This is a genomic window from Testudinibacter sp. 'clade 2' (genome assembly GCF_006227735.1).
Taxonomy (GTDB): Bacteria; Pseudomonadota; Gammaproteobacteria; order Enterobacterales; family Pasteurellaceae; genus Chelonobacter.
In genome coordinates, this window is sequence record NZ_VDHB01000067.1 from 1 (window position 1) to 15,896 (window position 15,896).

Annotated in this window: 10 protein-coding genes; 6 read left to right on the forward strand and 4 right to left on the reverse strand. The window is 47.3% G+C overall.

Annotated elements, in window-relative coordinates; genetic code table 11:
- Positions 1-202: 202 nt before the first annotated feature.
- From malM to malK, 3 genes are all read right to left on the reverse strand, one after another.
- Positions 203-1,057, reverse strand: a complete 855-nt coding sequence (gene malM / locus FHQ30_RS05945) for a maltose operon protein MalM (protein WP_139611351.1) — start codon at positions 1,055-1,057, stop codon at positions 203-205.
- A gap of 65 nt (positions 1,058-1,122) precedes the next feature.
- A complete protein-coding gene (locus FHQ30_RS05950) occupies positions 1,123-2,406 on the reverse strand; it encodes a maltoporin (RefSeq protein ID WP_139611350.1) in 1,284 nt (427 codons plus the stop codon).
- Positions 2,407-2,578: 172 nt separating this feature from the next.
- Entirely contained in the window at positions 2,579-3,697 is a 1,119-nt protein-coding gene (gene malK / locus FHQ30_RS05955) for a maltose/maltodextrin ABC transporter ATP-binding protein MalK (RefSeq protein ID WP_139611349.1), read from the reverse strand.
- A 374-nt stretch (positions 3,698-4,071) separates the two neighbouring features.
- Here malK and malE point away from each other — a divergent pair, with 374 nt between their 5' ends.
- The 4 genes from malE (at position 4,072) to FHQ30_RS05975 (ending at position 8,365) form a co-directional block, all read left to right on the forward strand.
- Entirely contained in the window at positions 4,072-5,259 is a 1,188-nt protein-coding gene (gene malE, locus FHQ30_RS05960) for a maltose/maltodextrin ABC transporter substrate-binding protein MalE (RefSeq protein ID WP_139611352.1), read from the forward strand.
- Positions 5,260-5,346: 87 nt separating this feature from the next.
- On the forward strand, positions 5,347-6,948 hold the full coding sequence (malF, locus tag FHQ30_RS05965) for a maltose ABC transporter permease MalF (RefSeq protein WP_139611348.1): 1,602 nt from the start codon (positions 5,347-5,349) through the stop codon (positions 6,946-6,948).
- 10 nt (positions 6,949-6,958) lie between these two features.
- The gene (gene malG / locus FHQ30_RS05970; protein ID WP_132968021.1) at positions 6,959-7,849 is read left to right on the forward strand and encodes a maltose ABC transporter permease MalG; all 891 of its coding nucleotides are present in this window, start codon (positions 6,959-6,961) and stop codon (positions 7,847-7,849) included.
- 156 nt (positions 7,850-8,005) lie between these two features.
- Positions 8,006-8,365: a hypothetical protein gene (locus FHQ30_RS05975; protein ID WP_139611347.1), complete on the forward strand. Its 360-nt coding sequence runs from the start codon at positions 8,006-8,008 to the stop codon at positions 8,363-8,365.
- Between the two features lie 58 nt (positions 8,366-8,423).
- On the opposite strand, the gene malT is transcribed toward FHQ30_RS05975, so the two are convergent.
- A complete protein-coding gene (gene malT / locus FHQ30_RS05980; protein ID WP_139611346.1) occupies positions 8,424-11,138 on the reverse strand; it encodes an HTH-type transcriptional regulator MalT in 2,715 nt (904 codons plus the stop codon).
- A 192-nt stretch (positions 11,139-11,330) separates the two neighbouring features.
- Here malT and malP point away from each other — a divergent pair, with 192 nt between their 5' ends.
- Both malP and malQ read left to right on the forward strand, forming a co-directional pair.
- Entirely contained in the window at positions 11,331-13,745 is a 2,415-nt protein-coding gene (malP, locus tag FHQ30_RS05985) for a maltodextrin phosphorylase (RefSeq protein ID WP_139611345.1), read from the forward strand.
- Positions 13,746-13,755: 10 nt separating this feature from the next.
- Positions 13,756-15,852 carry a 4-alpha-glucanotransferase gene (malQ, locus tag FHQ30_RS05990; RefSeq protein ID WP_139611344.1) on the forward strand — a complete coding sequence of 699 codons (2,097 nt, stop codon included), beginning with the start codon at positions 13,756-13,758 and terminating at the stop codon, positions 15,850-15,852.
- Positions 15,853-15,896 lie beyond the last annotated feature (44 nt).

Below are 15,896 nucleotides of genomic sequence, written 5' to 3' on the forward strand. Positions count from 1 at the left end.
GAATACAGTACAACGACCCCTAGCAGCGATGCTAGGGGTTTTTTGCGTTTGCGGCTACTATGCCAATTGAGGCTAAGTGACGATAATCGTGGTTAAAGTGCGGCTTTGAGAGCGCTGTGGAGTGTCATTAGATTACAAAAATACCCCACAGCAGCCACAGTGGGGTAAAAAAGGCAAAATGAAAAAGGCAGTATAGTTAAAACTATTTTTGTGATACCAACCCGATAAAGGTTTTACGCGGCGAACTGAGTCCGAGCTGTTCGGCTTCATTAACCAAATTCATTGCTCGGTTAACATCATTGTTTTTCATTGCATTGCGAATTGCATTATTAAAATATTGTTCGGTTTCTTGTTCTACCGGTTTTGTCAATGGTTTCTCGGTTTTTGTATTGCGACCGACAGCTTGTGGCTCGACCGCACTTTTAGCTTTAAATTCGGGCATTGCCAAGCCGATAAACTGGGCACTTTGTTTTCCGTCAACCTCGATATGAATCTTCCCGTTAAGACTGTGCTTGGCTTGTAAATCATCAATTGCCGGCGGTTGGTTGCCGCGCGCTTTGGCATACAATTTTGCCGGATGTGGCACAGTGGTACTGCCTTGCAGATCTTCATCAGTGGTATAAACTAACAAATAGATGTAATCCTGATTCGGCGTTGGGGTCAGTTGCAGTGCTTTGCTTAAGCGGTTGCTTTGCAATCCGCTTTCGTTGTGAAACTGGAAGGTATTTGCCGGATAAGTGGCTGCTAGATTGAAATTGGCATCCAAAACGGCGACATTCGGGACAAAAATATGGTCGTTGTCTTCAACCGAGCTGCTAATCGTAATATCCAATGTTCCCTGATTGGCAGGCAGGCGGTAAGCGGCGATCGGGCTGTCAATACCGCTGAGATTGCGTTGTTGGGCATCAAGTGTGGTCGTTTGTTGCTGCGACAAACCAATTTCTTGCCAAGTCAGCTTGCTGACCGCTTGTGGATTGATATGCGGTTGTGCCGCATAGCTTGCAGCGGAACAGAATAAACCGAAACTTAATACGGTTGAGCTAATCCATTTTTTCATATTGACCTCAGATTTTGATAAAAAAGAACCGCTCTTTGCTGGTTCAAAGAGCGGTAGAAAGTGAATTACCACCAAGCTTCGAATTGAACACCGTAGACAAATTCATGATCATTGGCTTTTGCAGTACCGACACGATCACCGAATTTATCATTCCAGTCGGCATAAGTGCCGAATACGCGAATGGCAGGGCGTGCCCAGATGCTGTCACCGGCTTGCCATTGTTGGGCTAAGGTGACTTTTTTCAGGTCATTCTTTTTACCGCTGGCTTGGTCTTTAACGCGATCATAGCCAAATTCAACTAATGTACTCATGGTATTATTCCATTTATACATCGGGCGGATGCCGGCAGAGTACCAAGTGTTACCTTTATTGTTATCTAAGTCGGTTTTTTGGTAGATTAAAGCATACATTGCTTCGATGCGATCACTGAATTTCACTACACCTTGGTCAATTAAACGTAGCATATGACCATTGTTGTTAATCGAGCCACCTTGCGAATGCCCGGTATTCCAAGAAGTCATTGAATCGGTCGCATATTGCACAGTGAATTTGTTGAAGCCACCGAAAAATTCATTTTGAGTATGTTCCGCCGTCAACATATAGCCGCGTTTGCTGGCACCATTGGCAAATGTTGCACCGTCTTTGGTGTGTGCATTACCGAAATCAACACCAAATTCCAGTTTGCCGTTTTTATTGACATTGAGATCGGCTAAACGGAGATCAAACACATCATTGTAAACATCGGCTTTATTTCTTTCGGTGATATACTCAATTTTCCCTGTGCTGGAATTGAAGCGATAGAAACTAGAATATCCGAACGCATCGGCACCACCGGCCTCGGTGTTGCGGGTGACCGCCAATGACAATTTACCAAAGCCCAGATCGATATTTTCCACCCCGGCACCCGGACCTGAAATATCCCAATAGTAGAAATCGTTCATATGTACGTCGTGACGTTGATAGAAACGTTTACCTGCCCATAGTGTCGCGCCCGGCAGCGAATCGGCAAAGTTTTTAAATTGAACGTTGACTTCGCGCAATGCCGGATTGGTGGATTCCCAATCATTTTGCTGGCTGACGGAATAAGCAACATTAGTATCTAAATAGATGCTTTTCTCACCCTGTTTGAATAATTCCTGCCCTAATTTCAGTTCGGCATAGGTTTCGGCTTCATTACCCAAACGATACTTCGCCGGAGCACCGGTTGCGGTGAAAGTAGTTTGTTCTCCGCCACCGGATGTCCAACCGATACCGGAACGGGCATAACCGTGGAAATCAACCGCACTTGCCGTACCGGCAAGCAACGTACTGCCGATGGCAATGGCGAGCAATGTTTTTTTACTGTTCATAATGTTGGCCTCTTTTATAGGTTAAAGTTACTACATTTTAAGTGGCTTATTTTCTCTGAAGCAGTGTCAGCGCAATAAGCCGGATTTTACAGACAAAAGTATCCCGTCCGACTATGTTTAAAATAGTCGGAATAGTTTAAATATATTTAAAAACAGAGCGTTATTGGGTGGATTACACGCCGATTTCTTTATATAGCCGTCGGCAGGCAGTACCATCATCTTTAAATAAATGACAGCGTTGCGGTACAATCCCGATATCCATCACCTGCCCTTCTTCGACCAGCACTACATCGTTTTGACGGTAGACCAAGGTCGGTTGTTTGATTTCCGGAATTTCTAGATGGATTTGGGTTTCGTTGCCTAGCAATTCGACCACGGTGACGATGCCTTTCAATTTGATCTCCGCCTTGTCTGCCGGAATCAGATGTTCCGGGCGCACGCCTAAGGAAAGATTTTCACCGACCTTGACCCCGGTTCCCTCCACCGGAATCCAGAAATGGTGATGATGGGCATCCGGCAGTTCAATTTGTACCCGTTGCTTTTCAACAGCGGTGACTTTCACCGGTAAAAAGTTCATTTTAGGTGAGCCGATAAACCCCGCGACAAAGCGATTCGTCGGATAGTGATACAGCTCCAGCGGTTTACCGACTTGAGCGATGCCACCGGCGTTCAACACCACAATTTTATCTGCCAAGGTCATGGCTTCGATTTGATCGTGGGTAACATAAATCATCGTGCGGTTGAGTTTTTTATGCAGTTTGGAAATCTCGACCCGCATTTGTACCCGTAATGCAGCGTCTAGATTGGAAAGCGGTTCGTCAAGCAGAAAGACTTGTGGTTGCGAAACTAAGGTTCTTCCGATGGCTACCCGTTGCCGTTGTCCGCCGGACAAGGCTTTGGGCTTACGATCCAACAAATGTGCCAATTGCAGAATTTCGGCAACTTGATTAACACGTTTGTTGCGCTCTTCTTTATTGACCCCGGCTAGTTTTAAACCGAATGACATATTTTCCGCCACATCCAAGTGCGGGTACAGCGCATAAGACTGGAACACCATGCCGATGCCACGCTTGGCGGGTGGCACATCGTTCATCAGGGTATCGCCGATGTACAATTCGCCGGAAGTGATGTCTTCCAAACCGGCAATCATGCGCAACAGTGTCGATTTCCCACAGCCGGAAGGCCCAACGAATACCACAAATTCGCCTTCTTCGATCTCTAAATTAATATCTTTGGAAATGTGGATATCACCATAAGATTTATAGACGTTGCGTAAAGAAAGACTCGACATAATTTTTCCCCTGTGCAGGTTTTTATTCTATTATATTTGCTATAACCCAATAGTTAATGGTGGTTAGTATGCCGAGAGAAAGCAAGAAAAAAATCATCCTTTGCAGAATTTTTTTAGGCGGAGGTGAAAAATAGGTCTAAAACAAAGAATATTTTTTATACGTTTATATTGTGATCAAGATCAGGTTTATACACTTATTTTTTGTGATCATTATCGCAAAAAGTGCGGTTTATGTGATCAGGATCACCGTTTGTGCGGCAAGGGAGGAGCAACAGGGATGATGCCCTTCTAATATTAAAACGGCAATATGAGTGAAAATAGTGGCGACAAGCTGTGTTACTCAAATCATTTTATTCAAATAAGGACTGGTTATGATCAAAAATAAATATTTAACCCTGACACTAAGTGCGGTTGCCGCATTAGTCGTTTCAAGCAGCAGTCTGGCAAAGCTGGAAGCCGGTAAACTTGTCATTTGGATCAATGGTGACAAAGGGTATGACGGTTTGGCGGAAGTGGGTAAAAAATTCGAAGCCGATACCGGTATTCCGGTGTTGGTCGAGCATCCGGATAAACTGGAAGAAAAATACCCACAAGTCGCCTCGACCGGCGACGGCCCGGATATTGTTTTCTGGGCGCATGACCGTTTTGGCGGCTACGCACAAGCCGGATTATTGTCGGAGTTACACCCAAGCCAAGCATTTAAAGATAAGTTCGTTCCTTTTGCGTGGGATGCAGTCAGTTACAACGGCAAGATCATCGGTTATCCGGTGGCAATCGAAGCCCTCTCGCTGATTTATAATAAAGATTTATTGCCAGAAGCACCCAAAACCTGGGAAGAGGTAACGGCATTGGATGCAAAACTGAAAAAAGAAGGCAAAAATGCAGTGATGTGGAATTTGGCAGAACCGTATTTCACTTGGCCGATTATCGCAGCGGACGGCGGATATGCGTTTAAGTATGAAAACGGGCAGTACAACACTGCTGATATCGGGGTCAACAATGAAGGCTCGCAGCGTGGGTTGCAATTTGTGGTTGATTTGGTGAAAAGCAAAGTGATCAATGCCGATACCGATTATGCCATTGCCGAAGCTTCTTTTAACAAAGGGCAAACGGCATTGACGATTAACGGCCCTTGGGCATGGGGCAATATTGAAAAGAGCGGTATCAATTACGGCGTAGCCGTGCTGCCGACCTTGAATGGTCAGCCGTCAAAACCGTTTGTCGGTGTGTTGAGCGCAGGCATCAATTCCGCCAGTCCGAACCAAGATTTAGCGGTCGAATTTTTGGAAAATTACCTGTTGACCAATCAGGGGCTGGATAGCGTCAATAAAGACAAACCGTTGGGTGCGGTGGCGTTGACCTCTTATCAAACCGAATTGGCAAAAGACAGCCGGATTGCCGCCACCATGCAAAATGCGGAAAACGGTGAAATTATGCCGAATATTCCGCAAATGTCTGCATTCTGGTATGCGGAGCGCAGTGCGATTATCAATGCGGTCAACCAACGGCAAAGCGTCAAACAAGCGTTGGATGATGCGGCAGGACGGATTAAAGCGCAGTAAAAACCCGGTGTAATTATTTTTGTTTTAACCGCACTTTGCCTTTTTAACCATACAAAGTGCGGTCTTTTGTTTCGGACAGGCGGTGTTATGCAACCAACAATCCCTCAACCAACAATCCCTCAACCAATCCCACAGCCAATCCCTAAACCAGGGACACACTCTGCGGATCGTTCTTTCGCTAAATACCTTAAATGGGGAGTGATTGCCCTTGTGCTGCTGATCGATTTTTATCTGGTCTCCGTAATGTATCTGCAAGGCGAAATTCTGTTTGCGATTTTGACCTTGGTGGTGATCAGTTCCGGTATTTATGTGTTTGCCAACCCCAAAACCTATGCGTGGCGCTATGTTTATCCCGGCATTATGGGCATGGGCATTTTCATTCTGTTTCCGCTGATCTGCACTATTGTAATTGCGTTCACCAATTACAGTGGCACCAACCAGCTGGCATTTGAAAGAGCGGTCAGCGTGTTGTCGCAGCAACGCTATTTCTCCGGCGAAAAATACGACTTCAAGCTGTTTGCGCAAGCGGATAACCAGTGGCAAATAGAAGTGACATCGGCGCAGGGCGAGAGCTATCTTTCCAGTGATTTTCGCTTTGGCAGTGAAACGATTGAGCTACACCTCGAAAGTGCGGTCAGCGCACAGTCTGCGGTGCCGCTGAAAACCGTGATTGAAAACCGCAATCTGTTGCAGCAAAGCCGCTTGGTTCTGCCAAACGGCGCTGAACTGAGCATGAGTTCGCTACGCCAATTTGCCCAGCAAAGCCCGCGTTATCAGTATAACAATGAAAACGAAGAGCTGGTTAATCTGGAAAACGGCAAACGTTATAAAGCCAATAACGAAACTGGTTTTTTTCAACTAATTGATAACCAAGGCAATTGGCAAGCGGAAACGTTGGAGCCGGGTTATACGGTGCTGACCGGTTGGAGCAACTTCATTAAAATCTTCAGCGATGAGGGCATTCAAAAACCGTTTATCCAGATTTTTATCTGGACGATCCTCTTTTCGGTGTTGACGGTCTTGTTCACCGTGATTATCGGCATGATTTTAGCCTGTGTAGTACAGTGGGAGCCATTGCGAGGAAAAGGGGTTTACCGCCTGTTGCTGATTCTGCCTTATGCCGTACCGGCGTTTATCTCAATTCTGATTTTTAAAGGCTTGTTCAACCAAAGTTTCGGTGAAATCAATTTGATTTTAAATCAGGTGTTTGGCATTCGTCCAGAATGGTTCAATAGCCCGACGTTAGCCAAAGTGATGTTGGTGATTGTCAACACTTGGCTGGGTTATCCGTATATGATGATTCTATGTATGGGCTTGCTGAAAGCGATTCCGCAAGATTTGTACGAAGCTTCCGCAATGGACGGAGCCAGCACCTGGCAGAATTTCAGCAAAATCACAGTGCCGTTGCTGATCAAACCACTCACGCCACTCATGATTGCTTCGTTTGCGTTTAATTTCAATAATTTCGTGTTGATTCAATTGTTGACCAACGGGCGTCCGGATATGATCGGCACCTCAACCCCGGCAGGGCACACCGATTTGTTGGTCAGTTACACTTACCGCATTGCGTTTGAAGGCAGCGGCGCACAAGATTTCGGCTTGGCGGCGGCGATCGCCACGATTATCTTCCTGTTGGTTGGCGGCTTGGCGCTGCTCAATCTGAAAGCCACCAAGTTAAAACTGGATTAGGAGAAACAATATGGCAATGGTGCAACCTAAATCGATGCGTTACCGTTTGTGGGCAACCCATCTGTTGTTAATCGGCTTTTTGGCGCTGATCCTGTTTCCGCTGCTGATGGTGATTGGGATTTCATTGCGGCCGGGTAATTTGGCGATCGGTGATCTGATTCCACAACAAATTTCGTGGGAACATTGGCAGCTGGCGTTGGGTATGGAAGTGACCAATGCGGACGGCTCAATCAGCAAACCCCCGTTTCCGGTGCTGCTGTGGTTGTGGAATTCGGTCAAAATCGCCAGCATTAGTGCGGTCGGGATTGTGGCGCTGTCCACCACTTGCGCTTATGCCTTTGCCCGCATGAAATTTAAAGGCAAAAAAACCATTTTGCAAGGCATGCTGATCTTTCAAATGTTCCCGGCGGTGCTGTCGCTGGTGGCGTTGTATGCCTTATTTGATCGCTTAGGCATCTATGTGCCGTTTTTGGGCTTGAATACCCACGGTGGGGTGATCTTCGCCTATCTGGGCGGCATTGCGCTGCATGTCTGGACGATTAAAGGCTATTTCGAAACCATCGACGGCTCGTTAGAAGAAGCGGCGGCACTGGACGGTGCAACGCCGTGGCAGGCGTTCCGCTTGGTTCTCTTGCCGTTGTCGGTGCCGATTTTGGCGGTGGTGTTTATTCTGTCATTTATCGCCGCCATCACTGAATTTCCGGTGGCGTCACTGCTGCTGCGTGATGTCAACAGCTACACCTTGGCGGTCGGTATGCAGCAATATCTCTATCCGCAAAATTACCTGTGGGGCGATTTTGCTGCCGCCGCTGTGTTGTCAGCCATTCCGATCACCATCGTATTTTTACTGGCGCAACGCTGGCTGGTCGGCGGTCTAACTGCCGGCGGGGTCAAAGGCTAGACTTAAGCCAAGACTGATTGTTCAACCGCACTTTTTGTTGATGACTAAAGTGCGGTTTTTTTTAGATAAAAATAATAAACTTGTGATCTCTATCAGTTTTTTCAACGGCTTTTTTGTTATAACTATTGGTCAATAAAAATAAAAAAGAGGCTTTAAATGAAAGCGGTAAAACACATTCCAGCACAAGATATTAATCCCAACAACATCGAAACACTGATCGATTTACAGGAAAATTTTTGTATTGTCGACGCGCAGCAGCCGGCTCAGTTGCACAATTTGATTGTACGCAGCTTGAATAATAAAAAAATCAGCTATAAATTGATGACCGACAATGTTGATCCATTAATCAATGAGCCGTTTAACCTCGGGCACACCCAAGGCAGCAGCGGCTTCTTTTCCGGACTGTTTTATTATGTTTGGCTGAAAATTCATAATCTCAGCGTCGGCAAAAAGCCACATATTGCCCTCAATTTTGAAACCGCTAAAAATCAAATTTCCCTGACATTTGTGGTGTGATGGCTTAAATTTGCGCTAAACCGAACTTTCACTTATTTTTTGCAAAGTGCGGTAGCAATCAGTTGGAATAGCCCATTAAGGTTAATAAATGCCGGGTGTATTCAATCGATTCGGTGCGGTTGTTGACGCCGATTTTTTGATACAGGTTGCGGATATGGGTTTTGATGGTAGTGGGTGCCACTTGCAGCTCGGTGGCGATTTGCTCGTTGCTGTAGCCGGAGTAGATTAAGCCTAGCACCTGCCATTCCCGTTGGGTCAGCGGACTGATACGCAACAATTCCGGCACTTGCGGATTTTGTAGCAATTTTTCAACAAAGGTTTCATCGAAATGGGCGAATTTATGCCGATAGTACTGGTTGATGCTGCGCAAAATAAACTGTGCTTTATGGGTCAATAATTCGTCTAAAATATTCAATTGCAGCAGTTGACGCAGCTGTTGCGCCATGATTTCGCCTTCAATCACAAAAATACTGATGAAATTAGTCTGCTTGCTGAGTTCCAGCGCTTCAAGCAGGCTTTTTTGTGCGGCGACTGCATTGCCTTGTAGGAAACAAATGCGGTTGTACAGCACCAAATCTTTATTCAACTCGCTGATAAAATTATAAGTTCTGGCGGTGCTGATCAATTTTTCGCTGAGTAGTAACGCATCTTCATATTGTTGCAGAATAATGTTGGCACGCATGATATTGCGCCATTGGCGGTGCGAAAAATGGTTGGTGTCTTGCGCCGGTCGGTCACTTTGCAACAGCCAAGAGCGGGTTTGCTGCTGGTCGTCTTTCATCTGCCAACACAGCAGTTCGGCTTCATTATGGTGCGACAGCCAATCATTGTGATAATGGTGGGTTTGCAGCAGGCTGCGTTGGTGGCGCAGGATTCGTTCGGCATTGTCCAGATTGCCACGGGTAATTGAAATTTTTGCCAATAGCGATAGGCACTGTAATTTATCCGCTTCGTTGGCCAACACCTCCAATCCGGCTTCTGCCATCGCTTCGGCTTTGTCCAGTGAATACCACTCCCATAAGATATGCCCTTTCAGACGCAATAAAAATTCATACATCGGCAGTTTTTGCAGATGTTGTTTTTTCACCAGCAGCGTGGCCTTGTCGAGAATATCGTAGGCGGTTTGCAGAAACCCCTGTGCCAGCAGAATTTCCGCCTGCTGCAACAGCGACCACAAAATATGGTGATAGGCTTGGTTTTGTTGTGCCAGTTTTTCCGCCTCGCGCATCATTTTCAGCGCTTGGTTCAGCTGGCCGCGACAATGTTGCGCTTCGCCGATCACTGCGGTGGCGACAATATGAGCGTACTGTTTTTCTTGCGGCAGATATTGCAAGGCGGTGGTTGCCAGTTGCAGTGCGGTTTGATCATCACCGGCATTGATCGCCACTTGCGCCCGCAGCGCATCGAATTCTGCTTGTAGTTGCCGATCAATGTCGATATTTTGTTGCTGGATCGCCGCGCTAAATTTTTGCAACAGCCCGCCCACTTCATGGTGTTTGTGCTGGCTTTGCAGCAACCAGGCTTGCAACAGCACCAAACGGGGATAGGTTGCCAATTGCTGAAATTGCACCGCACTTAGGCTCTCTTCCAATAATTTCAGTTCACCCTGGTGATACAGCTGCCAGCCGATTTGTTGCAACAGTGCCAACAGGGTTTCCGGCTGTTGCAGTTGTATGGCGTGGTACAGCGCTTCGGTGGCATAGCCGATTTCCAACCAAGCATCGGCGGCTTGTTGATGTAAACGTTGCAGTTCCGGCAGTGTCAATTCGCGTGAATGGGTTAAAAACGAGGCGAACAGCGGGTGAAAACGCCACCACTGCTCTTGTTGATCGATATTGATCGGATAGACAAACAAGCCCTGTTTCACCAAATTATCCAAGCGTAGTCGGCTGTCGGGTAAGCCGGTGATCTTCTCCACTAAAAACTCATTCATCGAACGCAACAGTGAACAGCGCAGTAAAAACAGGCGAGTATCCGCATCAAGATTGTGAAACACTTCGTCGTTCAAATATTCGCTGATGTGATTGCTGTTGATTTTGGTGATTGACTTTGCCGCTTCGTGTAACGAGGTTTGATGTTGGCGGGCATACAAATTAACCAGCTGAAGAGCGGTCGGCCAGCCTTCGACCTGATCGCAAAGCCGATGGATTTCCTGTTCCGACAGCGCTTCTTGCTCGGGTTCCGGATCGATTCGTCCCTGAAAAAATTGGCGACTTTCATCATGCGTGAACGGCAATTGAGTGATGTCCAGCTCCAACAGCAGCTCTTGCACCCGCAGATTGGCCAGATTCAGTGGTGGCATACTGCGTGAAATCAAAATCAGGGTCATGTTTTGCGGCTGGTTTTTAATCCAGAATTTAAGCCCTTCATGGATTTCATTGTTATCAATCAAGTGGTAATCGTCGATCACCACAAAAAAGTGCGGTTTGAAGCGATTACTTTCCACTAATAATTGGCTCAATGCCGCCAGAAAATTGGTTTGTGCCGGATTGGTGGTGGGGCAGTTTTCCTGATGGGTGGCGCGTGCCAAAGCGGCACGAAAATAGGCGATAAAACGCTCACTTTCATTGTCGCTTTCATCAAGCGAATACCAGCCAAGATTTTGTTGGTTCTCTGCCCACTGTGACAGCAACGTAGTTTTGCCGTAACCGGCAGGGGCATTGATCAACACTAACGGATACTGTGCTGCTTGTTCCAATACCGCCAGCAAACGCGAGCGGACAACAACATGCTGTAAACGTGACGAATGGCTGAGTTTAGACGGAATAAGCATTATTTTTCCTGAATAGTGTGGTAAAAAAGTAATGATAAAAGCTATTTTCGGTGGCGACAAGCGCTAATCCGCTTACGCCTCAATTATCCTCCTACAAAGATTTTAACAAGGAGGAGTAAAAATCATCAGGTTGTTGCATAATAGCGTTAAATCATTTATTGACGTTTTATTACTATTCAGGAGACAGGGGTTATGTCAGTGACACAAGCAATTGCATTCAATCATCAACAGTTTGATTTGGCAATTAAAAAACAGTGCCGTTATTTAGGTTTCGACAATCCGCAGCAATTAACATTAACCCAGTGGTATCACGCCTTGTCGCAAGCAGTGTTGGATCTCTCCTATTGTGAAAGCAAGCCGTTAGCGTCTGAACAGCGCCATGTCAATTATCTCTCGATGGAGTTTTTAATCGGACGTTTGACTGGTAATAATTTGCTGAATTTGGGCTGGTATCAGCCAGTGCAGTCATACCTGCAACAATATCAAATCGAATTGACGGATTTATTGGAACAGGAGCGTGATCCGGCGCTCGGCAACGGTGGTTTGGGGCGTTTGGCGGCATGTTATTTGGATTCGATGGCGGCAATTGAGCAGCCGGCGACCGGTTATGGCTTGCATTACCAGTACGGCTTGTTCAAACAGTCGTTTGCCGAGGGGCGCCAAGTGGAAAACGGCGACAGTTGGTCACGCAATCAATATCCGTGGCAGGCTTACAACAGTGGCAGAAGCTGCCAAATCGGTTTTGGCGGCAAAAGCAAACAGCTGGACGGCGATAAATACCAATGGCAGCCGGCCTTGCTGATCAAAGGCGAAGCCTATGACTTGCCGGTATTCGGTTACCAAAACGGTGTGGTACAACCGCTGCGTTTGTGGCAGGCGGACAACGAACAGTCGTTTGATTTAGCCTTGTTCAACGACGGCAAATACCTGAAATCAGAAAAACAGGTGGTCGATGCCGCCAGTTTAACCAAGGTGCTGTACCCGAACGATAACCATCAAAACGGGCAGAAATTGCGCTTGATGCAGCAATATTTCCATTGCGCCTGTTCGGTGGCGGATATTTTGGATCGCCATTTCAGTCAGGGCTACAGCTTGCAACAACTGCCGCAACAGCAAGTGATTCAGCTGAACGACACCCACCCGACCTTGGCGATTGTCGAGTTGCTGCGTTTGTTATTGGATAAATACAATTTGTCGTGGCACGAAGCGTGGGATATCTGCAACCGCACTTTTGCTTACACCAACCACACCCTGCTGCCGGAAGCCTTGGAACAGTGGGATCAACGCTTGTTCAAGCGCCTGTTGCCACGCCATTTCCAAATTGTGGATAAAATCAACAGCCTGTTCCAACAGCAAGTAGCACAGCGTTTTGGCGATGACAGCGAAGTTTGGCAAAAAGTCGCCATTTTGTACGATTATCGTGTCAGAATGGCGAATTTGTGTGTGGTGGCATGCTATGCGGTCAACGGGGTGGCGCAAATCCATTCGGATTTAATCGTCAGTGATCTGTTCCCGGAATACCACCAACTGTTCCCGAACAAATTTTGCAATGTCACCAACGGTATCACACCACGCCGCTGGATTCGTTTGGCGAATCCTAACCTAGCTGATCTGCTTGACCGCACTTTGCCAAGTAGCGGCAACCGTGACTGGGCGCGCGATCTGTCGTTGATTAGCGATGTGGAAAAACACGTGAACGACAGTGGTTTTCGTGAAGAATACCGGTGGATTAAGCAGGGCAACAAGCAGATTCTGGCGGAGGAGATCGAACGCAGTTTAGGTTTGCGGGTCAATTGTGAGGCGATTTTTGATATTCAAATCAAACGTTTCCACGAATACAAACGCCAACATTTGAACCTGCTGAATATTATCCACAGCTATCAGCAGCTGAAAGATAACCCGAATATGGACTACACCCCACGCCTGTTTGTGTTTGCCGGCAAAGCGGCGCCGGGCTATTATTTGGCGAAAAACATTATTCATGCCATCAACAATGTGGCGCAGGTGATCAATAACGATAAAAGCGTGAAAGATAAGCTGCAAGTGGCGTTTTTGCCGGATTACCGGGTCAGTTTGGCGGAAAAAATTATCCCGGCAGCCGACATTTCCGAGCAAATTTCGATGGCAGGTAAAGAGGCATCCGGCACCGGCAATATGAAATTGTCGCTCAACGGCGCACTCACATTGGGCACGTTGGACGGCGCCAATGTGGAGATTGCGGAAATGGTCGGCGCCGACAACATCTTTATTTTCGGGCATACGGTGGAGAGTGTGCGTGCCTTGCTGCAAGCAGGCTATGATCCGAAAAGCTACTACAAACAGAATAAAGCCTTGAAAAGTGCGGTTGATTTCTTAACCAAAGGCAAAGTCTGTGGCGGTGACAAAACCATGTTCCGCATGTTGTTGGACAGCTTGTTGCAACGTGATCCGTTCTTGGTGTTTGCCGATTTCGACAGCTATGTGGCGGCGCAGCAGCAGGTCGGGTTGCGCTATCAGGATCAGCCAAGCTGGTTGAGCAGTGCGATTTTGAACACCGCACGTTTGGGGGCGTTCAGCTCTGATCGCTCGATTCGTGATTATCAACAACGGATTTGGCTGCCAAAATAGGATGGGTATCATGACAAAACTTCAAGCAAAACGGCAATTGGAACGGCAGTTTGCTAACGCCGGGATTCACCGCTATTTTTTTGATGAGCGTGGTTTACGCAAATATGCGCCAAGTGCGGTCAAACAGCAGATCTTAGCCAGTTTTGGCGGCAATGTTCCGCAAAGTTTTGCATCAGGCTTGCTACCGCCGGTGAAGGTGTTTTACCACAACAGCCCGGCGTATTTGCGCTTAAATCAGCATAACGGACAGCGTTATCACGGCGAATGGCAACTGCAATTGGAAAACGGTGACACCCTGGTTGGCAAAGTGAAAAACAATGTGCTGAACTTTCCGCGTGATTTACCACTCGGCTATCATCAACTCAGCCTAAAGTGCGGTCAAATCCAGACGGACAGCTCGATTATTGTGGCGCCGCGTCAGTGTTATCAACTGCCGCAAATTCAAAATAAGCAAAAACTGTGGGGCAGTTGTGTTCAACTTTATACCCTAAAATCGGAAACGAACTGGGGCATTGGCGATTTCGGCGATTTGCAGCAATTTTTAGCCAAATTTCAGCAAAACGGCGGCGATTTTGTCGGCTTAAACCCGATTCATTCACTGTTTCCTGCCAATCCGGAAGGCGCCAGTCCATACAGCCCTTCTTCACGCAGCTGGTTGAATATCATCTATATCGATGTGGCAAGCCTGCCGGAATTTCAGCAAAGTGCGGCAGCGCAGCACTGGTTTCAATCGGGGGAAGTGCAACAGCAGTTGGCTGATTTACGCCAGCGGGATTGGATTGATTATAGCGCTGTGATGGCGTTGAAATTGCAGGGGTTGCAACTGGCGTTTGCTGAATTTGAACAACAGGCTGCCAGCGAACGCCAACAGCAGTTTCAGCAGTTTGTGCAGCAAGGTGGCGAAAGTTTGCAAGTGCAAGCAACTTTTGATGCGCTGCATGCCGATCTCAGTCGCCGTTCGGAGAATCAATGGGGTTGGGATTGTTGGGCAGCAGAATATCAGGATTATCATTCAGCAGCGGTCAGCGAATTTCAACACAGCCATGTTGAGCAAGTGCGGTTTTATGCCTGGCTGCAATGGTGTGCCGCAGAGCAGATCGAGGCGTGTTACCAATTTTGTCGCCAGCAACAGATGCCGATCGGGTTATATCGTGATTTGGCGGTGGGCGTGACCCCGAACGGCGCGGAAACCTGGTGGAATAAATCGCTATTTTGTTTGACCGCTTCGGTTGGTGCGCCACCGGATATTTTGGGACCACAGGGGCAAAACTGGGGCTTGGCGCCGATGAATCCGCATGTGTTGCAGCAGCAAGCTTACCGTCCGTTTATTGAGATGATCCGAGCCAATATGCAAAGTTGTGGGGCGTTGCGTATCGACCATATTATGTGTTTGTTGCGGCTGTGGTGGGTGAAGTGCGGTGACAGTGCGAAAAACGGCGCTTATGTCGGCTATCCGGTGGACGATTTGATTGCGATTCTGGCGCTGGAAAGCCAACGTCAGCAGTGTATGATTATCGGTGAGGATTTGGGTACCGTGCCGAAGGCGATTGTCAGCAAACTGAAAAATGCCGGTATTTTTTCGTATAAAATTTTCTATTTTGAGTTTGATCAGCAAGGACAAAGCCGAGCCTTGGCGGAGTATCCGTATCAGGCGATGACGACGTTAAGTACCCACGATCTACCGACGGTCAACGGCTACTGGCGTGGACACGATTTTGAGTTGGGGCAGAAATATCAGGTTTATCCCGACCCGAAAATTTTGGCAAGGCTGCAACAAGATCGGGTCAACGCCAAGCAGAAAATTTTGCAACGCTTGCAACAGGCGCAGCTTGAGATTCCGCCCGGGGTTGATGCCAGTCTGAGTTCTGATTGTCCGCTGGAATTCAACCACGCTCTGCAACGCTATGTGGCGGCGGTCAACAGCGCATTATTTGGTTTGCAGCCGGAAGATTGGCTCGGCATGACCGAACCGGTCAATATTCCCGGCACCAGCACCCAATACCCAAACTGGCGCAGACGGCTAAACCGCACTTTAGATGATATTTTTGCTGATCCGGCTGTATTAGCGTTGCTACAAACCGTTAGCCATGCCCGTAAAACGGTTTAGGTTACAAACTTGCACTATCAGTAGTATTATAGGGTCTGTTGATC

Bases quoted from the DNA above. Each gene is read 5' to 3' on its own strand.
- malQ (WP_139611344.1), top strand. From the start codon at position 13,756: ATGACAAAACTTCAAGCAAAACGGCAATTGGAACGGCAGTTTGCTAAC.
- malK (WP_139611349.1), bottom strand. From the start codon at position 3,697: ATGTCGAGTCTTTCTTTACGCAACGTCTATAAATCTTATGGTGATATC.
- FHQ30_RS05950 (WP_139611350.1), bottom strand. From the start codon at position 2,406: ATGAACAGTAAAAAAACATTGCTCGCCATTGCCATCGGCAGTACGTTG.
- malG (WP_132968021.1), top strand. From the start codon at position 6,959: ATGGCAATGGTGCAACCTAAATCGATGCGTTACCGTTTGTGGGCAACC.
- FHQ30_RS05975 (WP_139611347.1), top strand. From the start codon at position 8,006: ATGAAAGCGGTAAAACACATTCCAGCACAAGATATTAATCCCAACAAC.
- malM (WP_139611351.1), bottom strand. From the start codon at position 1,057: ATGAAAAAATGGATTAGCTCAACCGTATTAAGTTTCGGTTTATTCTGT.
- malT (WP_139611346.1), bottom strand. From the start codon at position 11,138: ATGCTTATTCCGTCTAAACTCAGCCATTCGTCACGTTTACAGCATGTT.
- malF (WP_139611348.1), top strand. From the start codon at position 5,347: ATGCAACCAACAATCCCTCAACCAACAATCCCTCAACCAATCCCACAG.
- malP (WP_139611345.1), top strand. From the start codon at position 11,331: ATGTCAGTGACACAAGCAATTGCATTCAATCATCAACAGTTTGATTTG.